Consider the following 6,257-nt stretch of genomic DNA (forward strand, 5'->3'; position numbering starts at 1 on the left):
GGCTACACCTCGCGCCGCCAGATGGACGGCCAGATTAGCGGTAAACGCCCTTTGCCGTAAGGTCCGGAAGCTCGCCGCCGACCCACTTTTCGTAAAGTTCTGCGTAGCGGCCGGTGCGGACCTGCTGGTTGATGAAGAGGTTGAGGAAGTTGATGAAGCCATACTCTTCGCGGTTGGTGAAGAGCGCGACGTAGTCGGTGTCGAACGGAGCCTTGCCGACGACGGAGATGCCGGCGAACTTGCCGCCCTTCACGTTGGCCTGGGCGACGGTCGAGGTCGAAACCGTGGCGTCGATCTGGCCCTGGCTGAGCGCGAGGAACACGTCTGCCTGCGTCTGGTACGGACGGAACTCACCGGCGCCCCATTCCTTGACCTGCTTTTCGAGAGCGATCGCCTCGAAGGTACCTGCGGTGGCGCCGACAGTCTTGCCCTTCATGTCTTCGAAGGACTTGACGCCCGACTTGTCGTTGGCGGTTACGGCCATTTCGAAGGCGAAGTAGGGGATCGTCATGCCGACGGTCTTGGCACGCTCAAGCGTGTCGGAGGTCGAGGCGACGCCGACATCGACGCGGCCCGACATCAGCGCAGGAATACGCTCCGGGAATGGGGTTTCGACGATTTCGGCGGTGACGCCGAGTGCCTTTGCGAGGTCGTTGCAGTAATCGACGTCAAAACCGATCGGGTTGTTGTTCTCGTCGCGAGAACCCATCGGCGGGAAGTCGAGTACGACTGCGCAACGCAGCGTTCCCGAGCCGATGACGTCATCCAGCTTGTCGGCATGGGCCTGGCTGGTCAGAGCAGCGGCCGCAACGAGGCCGAGCGCGAGCACCGAAGTCTTCATTATCTCTCTCCCTGAAATGAGTGCCGTTTGACGGCTGACCCACTATTTCGTTTTAGAGAGCACAAATCAATAGAAAAATACAATTAGTATACAAAAAGTATATCATCCTAACGCAAAACGCCCGCAGGGTTCCCATTTGTTTCGTCAAATGGGAACCCTGCGAAGCGATCTGTCGTGTCCTATCGGTCGGGACTGGGCGCGGGCGGCGAGCCGCCCGCACATTTCCTCATCCGCCTTAGCCCTGGAAATCCTCGGGCAGCAGGCCTTCCGGCATGTTCTGGTAGGCGACCGGGCGCAGGAAGCGGCGGATCGACATCGTGCCGACGCTGGTGGCGCCAAAGTTGGTCGAGGCCGGATAGGGGCCGCCATGCACCATGGAATCCACCACCTCGACACCGGTCGGGAAACCGTTGACGAGCACGCGGCCGGCCTTGCGCTCGAGGATCGGGCGGAGACGGCGCGCGGTCTCGAGGTCGGCCGCATCCATGTGGATGGTGGTGGTCAGCTGTCCCTCGAAGCCGCGGGCAAGCTGTTCCATCTCTTCGGTCGAGCCGACGCGGACGACGAGGCCGAGCGGGCCGAAGACCTCTTCGCCGAGCGCATGGTCGGCAAGGAACTGGTCGCCCGTCGTTTCGAACAGGTTCGGCGAGACCGAGCGGCCGGACGATTCGGTCGTCAGCAGCGGCTTCACGGTGTTGCGGCTTTCAAAGCGCGCCTGGCCGTCGTGATAGGCCTTGGCGATGCCGTCGGTCAGCATCGTCTGCGGCGCGACCTTGCCGAGCGCCTCGACGGCGGCCGAGGTGAAACGGTCGGCATCGGCACCTTCGACAACCACGGCTATACCGGGGTTGGTGCAGAACTGGCCGGCGCCCATGGACAGCGAACCGGCCCAACCCTGGCCGAGACCTTCGGCCCGTACCTTCAGTGCTTCCGGCAGCAGGAACATCGGGTTGACCGAGCCGAGCTCGCCGAAGAACGGGATCGGCTCCGGACGCGCGGCGCAGAGATTGAAGAGCGCACGACCACCGGCGAGCGAGCCGGTGAAACCGACGGCCTTGATCAGCGGATGCTGCACCAGCGCTTCGCCGACCTGGCGGTTGCCGCCCTGGATCAGTGAGAAGACGCCTGGGTGAACGCCGGTCTTGCGGATTGCGGCTTCGACAGCCTGGGCGACGATTTCACCGGTGCCCGGATGGGCCGAGTGGCCCTTGACGACCACAGGGCAGCCGGCTGCCAGTGCGGCAGCGGTGTCGCCGCCGGCGGTCGAAAAAGCGAGCGGGAAGTTCGAGGCGCCGAAGACGGCGACCGGGCCGATCGGGCGCTGGATGAGGCGGATTTCCGGGCGCGGCGCCGGCTGGCGCTCAGGCAAAGCTGCATCGAAACGGCGGTCGAGGTATTCGCCCTTTTCGATGTGGTCGGCAAAAAGACGGAGCTGGCCGGTAGTGCGGCCGCGTTCGCCCTGCAGGCGGGCTTCCGGCAGGCCGGTTTCCTGGGTGCCGATCTCGGTGATTGCTTCGGCGCGCGCTTCGATTTCGTCGGCAATGGCACGCAGGAAGGCGGCGCGCTCGGCGCGGGTCGAATAGCCGTAGCTCAGGAACGCTTCTTCGGCGGCTTCGGCCGCACGGTTGACCAGCTCCACCGTCCCGGTGGCAAACTGGTGCACCGGACCATGGGCGGGTGCTGATGCGAAGGTGCCTGCGCCGTCGAGCCATTCGCCGGCGACAAGGTGTTTTCCTTTGGGGGTGAAGGCCATCTGGCGATCCTTTCTCTCGATCCCGGATTGCCTTTTGTGGCAGAGGGGATCATGGCTGAATTGCACTTGTCGGATCTTTGTATACTATATGTATGCAGAACATCAATCGCCTGACTGACCTATCCGGATCAGGCGCAGCATTTGAGAGGGAGAGAGATGAGCGAAACCAACATCCTGACGATCACGGCGCTTCACGAGCGTGTCGAGGCGATCTTCCGGAAGGCTGGGCTCAATGGCGTTCAGGCCGGAGCGCTGGCCCGCGTGATCGTTGCCGGCGAGCGTGATGCCTGCAAATCGCACGGCATCTACCGCATCGAAGGGGCGCTTCGCACCGTCAAGGCCGGCAAGGTGAAGGCGGATGCCGTACCGGAGCTCGATGCGCAGGAAGGTTCGGCGATCGTCAAGGTCAATGCCAAGGGCGGCTTCGCCAACCCGGCCTTTGAACTGGGCCTGCCGGTGCTTGCCGAACGTGCGCGCTCGCTCGGGATCGCAGCCCTCGTCATCAATGATTGCACCCATTTCTCCGCGCTCTGGCCGGAAGTGGAAGGCCTGACCGGCGAAGGGCTTGCCGGCCTCGTCATGTGCCCGAGCTACGCGACGGTTGCGCCGACCGGCGGCAACAAGCCGTTGCTCGGCACAAACCCCTTCGCCTTCGGCTGGCCGCGCGAGAACCAGCCGCCCTACGTTTTCGACTTCGCGACCTCGGTTGCCGCCCGCGGCGAGATCGAGCTGCACCGCCGGGCCGGCAAGCCCTTGCCTGAGGGCTGGGCGATCGATGCCGAGGGCAATCCGACGACGGATCCGGAAGCAGCCCTTGCCGGTGCCATGCTTCCCTTCGGCGGCCACAAGGGTTCGGCGATCGGCACGATGGTCGAGCTTCTCGCCGGCATCATGATCGGCGACCTGACGAGCCCGGAAGTGCTCGATTATCTCGGCACCACGACGCTTGCACCGTTCCATGGCGAACTGATCGTCGCCTTCTCGCCGGAGAAGTTCGCCGCCGGCCGGCCCGGCAATCCCTTCGCCCGCGCCGAAGTGCTGTTCGAAGCGATTGTCGGCCAGGGTGCCCGCCTTCCCTCGCAGCGGCGCTTCATGGCCCGTGCCAAGTCGGAAGCCGATGGCATCGTTCTCAACAAGGCCGAGATGGAGCAGCTCGACCGGCTCCTCGCGCTCGGCATCGACGCCGTCGCGTAAGCACGAACTTACTTTACTGGTAGTCCCTCAGCGCCCGCTCGAAAGCGCATGCGAAATAGAAGCCCTCCGACCGGAGGGCTTTTTGCTGCGATTGACGCAGTGGTGATGGCATTCGCCGTCGTTCTTGCCGTTTTAGACATGAGCGTCCGCGGACCAAACGATTTTCGACTTAGACTTGGGCAGGCCAGGTTCCGCCACAAGCGTGCGAGGGACGGCCTTCTCCGACGCCAAGCTTCGTTGCGGTCAAAGTGTGAAGAGATGTTTTCGCAGAAAACAAAAAAAGGCCCTCCGGTTGGAGGGCCTTTCCTATTGCGGGCCGATCGAGCGATCAGGCCTTGTACTTCTGGACGGCGCCCGGGAGCTTGCTCCACTCTGCGTACCAGCTGTTGAACAGCTTGAACTGGGCTTCGACGTAGCCGCGCTGGCTATCCGAAAGCGCATCGCTCTCGTTGAAGTGCAGCGTGTATTCCTTGTCGCCCTTCAGCACCATCATGTGCTTGAAGTAGAGAACGAGGTCCGGGCCTTCGTCGAAGGACGAGAGAACGGCGAGCGCCTGTTCCAGTTCCAGAGCGCGCAGACGTGCGTCGACGTCGCCTTCGGCGGCGGCACGCGACAGGTTGCACATGTGGATGACTTCCTTCGGCAGCACGCAGCCGATGCCGGTGATGGCACCCGTTGCGCCGCAGTTGACGAAGCCGTGGAACACGGCCGTGTCGACGCCGATCATCAGCGAGACGCCATCGTCACGGCTGGTGATGTTTTCGGCTGCATAGCGCATGTCGGCAGCGCCACCGAATTCCTTGAAGCCGACGAGGTTCGGATGCTCGGCGCGCAGCGCGAAGAACAGGTCGGCGCGGGTGGCGAAGCCGTAGTAGGGGCTGTTGTAGATGACAGCCGGCAGGCTCGGGGCGGCCGAGAGAATGGCCTTGAAGTGGTTCTTCTGGGCAGCGACGACCGAGCCACGCGAAAGCACGCGCGGGATGACCATCAGGCCCTGGGCGCCGACCTTTTCAGCGTGTGCCGCATGGGCGACAGCCGAAGCGGTGTTGACGGCGCCGGTGCCGACGATGACCGGAATGCCGGCCTTGACCAGGCGCTCGACGCCTTCCATGCGCTGTTCGTCGGTCAGGAGCGGCCAGTCGCCCATCGAGCCACAGTACACGACTGCGGACATGCCCTGAGCGATGAGCTCCTGGCCCTTGCGGACCAGTGCGTCGAAATCGGGGGTACGGTCTTGCTTGCACGGGGTCATCAGCGCCGGGATGACGCCGGAGAAAATCTTCGCCTTCATTTGAAACTCCTCTTGGCTTGTCTCGGGGCATGAGGCGTGCACGCCGTCGGCGGCGCACGTCTCCGTGCCATTGATAGAGACAATAGCCGTTTGTATTTTATTTGTCGACAAGAAAAATACAAAGACCCTACAGAGCGATGTCGAGCTTGCTGTTGCGGGCAAAAAGCTTCTGCACCTGCTCGACGATCTGCTCCGCATGCGCCTTGCCGAGACGATCGGCCGCTTCGATGTCGCGCGCCGCGATCGCGGCGATCATGGCCGCGTGTTCGTCGACGAAGCGTTGGGGGAATTGCTCCTCGTAGGACTGGTAGTAGAGACGGAGAATGCGCCGCCCCTCGTCGAGCAGCCGGCGAAACAGGCTGGTGAAGTAAGGGTTGCGTCCGGCCTCCGCGATCGCCGCGTGGAAGGCGGCATTGGTGGCGATCATCGTCAGCGCGTCGCGTGTTTGCACGGCTGCCGCATAGTCCTCGTGAAAGCCGCGAATGATCGGCAGATCTTCCGGGCGGTGGTTCTGCGCTGCAAGCCGCGTGGTGACGCGGTACATCAGCACCAGTGCGTCGAAGAACGGGTTCAGGTTGAGGAAGTCGATGTTCGCCACCATCGTCGAGCGGTTCGGCAGCGTGTCGATCAGCCCCTCACCGGCAAGCCTGACCAGCGCCTCGCGGATCGGCGTGCGCGACATCTTCAGACGCTCGGCGAGCTGCACTTCGTCGATCGGGCTGCCTGGCGGCAGAACCAGGTCGAGGATCTCGTCGCGCAGGAGGTCGTAGACCATTTTCACGCCGGAACCGCGCTTGCGTTCGGGGATGGGGCTGTTGTCGGTGTCGATATCGGTCATCTCAGAATCCTTTGTCGACAAAAGAAATACTTGTCTCTGCCGCGGGGATCAACCGTTTCCGTCGCGAAGGGCCAGCGGCGGCGGGAATATCCAGATACGTGTATTTCTCCGGCCTGCACTTTGCTGAGGGAGTGCTCCGGCGCGGCGCACCGGCTTTAAGAGGCTCTGGCTGGAAACGGATAATAGTGCACAGGGCGGACGAAGGGGGCAGCGGGCGGCCGGGTCAGGGACCTATGCATTTCCCACATGGGAGCGCTGAGTTTTGAGCGCTGCAACTTACCAAGGGCCTGAGTTATAAGGTGTTCATCGAAGCGAAACGAGGCGCCACGGACTGGCAGCC

5 protein-coding genes are annotated in these 6,257 nt (G+C 63.1%); 1 reads left to right on the top strand and 4 read right to left on the bottom strand.

Features of this window, described 5'->3' with window-relative positions:
- Positions 1 to 34: 34 nt before the first annotated feature.
- Positions 35 to 841, bottom strand: coding sequence for an ABC transporter substrate-binding protein (locus AB4Z53_RS30480; protein ID WP_113540836.1), 807 nt, complete (start codon positions 839 to 841; stop codon positions 35 to 37).
- A gap of 235 nt (positions 842 to 1,076) precedes the next feature.
- A complete protein-coding gene (locus tag AB4Z53_RS30485) occupies positions 1,077 to 2,594 on the bottom strand; it encodes an aldehyde dehydrogenase (NADP(+)) (protein ID WP_113540837.1) in 1,518 nt (505 codons plus the stop codon).
- A gap of 156 nt (positions 2,595 to 2,750) precedes the next feature.
- Between AB4Z53_RS30485 and AB4Z53_RS30490 the strand changes: the two genes are divergently transcribed.
- Positions 2,751 to 3,788 (top strand): Ldh family oxidoreductase, encoded by a 1,038-nt coding sequence (locus AB4Z53_RS30490; RefSeq protein ID WP_113540838.1) that lies wholly within the window; start codon positions 2,751 to 2,753, stop codon positions 3,786 to 3,788.
- A 328-nt stretch (positions 3,789 to 4,116) separates the two neighbouring features.
- Here the strand turns inward: AB4Z53_RS30490 and AB4Z53_RS30495 are convergent, their stop codons facing one another.
- Together AB4Z53_RS30495 and AB4Z53_RS30500 are read right to left on the bottom strand one after the other, a co-directional pair.
- On the bottom strand, positions 4,117 to 5,079 hold the full coding sequence (locus tag AB4Z53_RS30495) for a dihydrodipicolinate synthase family protein (RefSeq protein WP_113540839.1): 963 nt from the start codon (positions 5,077 to 5,079) through the stop codon (positions 4,117 to 4,119).
- A 127-nt stretch (positions 5,080 to 5,206) separates the two neighbouring features.
- Positions 5,207 to 5,917 carry a GntR family transcriptional regulator gene (locus AB4Z53_RS30500; RefSeq protein WP_113540847.1) on the bottom strand — a complete coding sequence of 237 codons (711 nt, stop codon included), beginning with the start codon at positions 5,915 to 5,917 and terminating at the stop codon, positions 5,207 to 5,209.
- Between the last annotated feature and the right edge of the window lie 340 nt (positions 5,918 to 6,257).

Origin of the sequence: Ensifer sp. 2TAB8 (genome assembly GCF_052115125.1) — a bacterium.
Lineage (GTDB): Bacteria > Pseudomonadota > Alphaproteobacteria > Rhizobiales > Rhizobiaceae > Ensifer.

Coding starts and splice junctions, on each gene's coding strand:
- AB4Z53_RS30500 (WP_113540847.1), bottom strand. CDS start 5,917: ATGACCGATATCGACACCGACAACAGCCCCATCCCCGAACGCAAGCGC.
- AB4Z53_RS30495 (WP_113540839.1), bottom strand. CDS start 5,079: ATGAAGGCGAAGATTTTCTCCGGCGTCATCCCGGCGCTGATGACCCCG.
- AB4Z53_RS30485 (WP_113540837.1), bottom strand. CDS start 2,594: ATGGCCTTCACCCCCAAAGGAAAACACCTTGTCGCCGGCGAATGGCTC.
- AB4Z53_RS30480 (WP_113540836.1), bottom strand. CDS start 841: ATGAAGACTTCGGTGCTCGCGCTCGGCCTCGTTGCGGCCGCTGCTCTG.
- AB4Z53_RS30490 (WP_113540838.1), top strand. CDS start 2,751: ATGAGCGAAACCAACATCCTGACGATCACGGCGCTTCACGAGCGTGTC.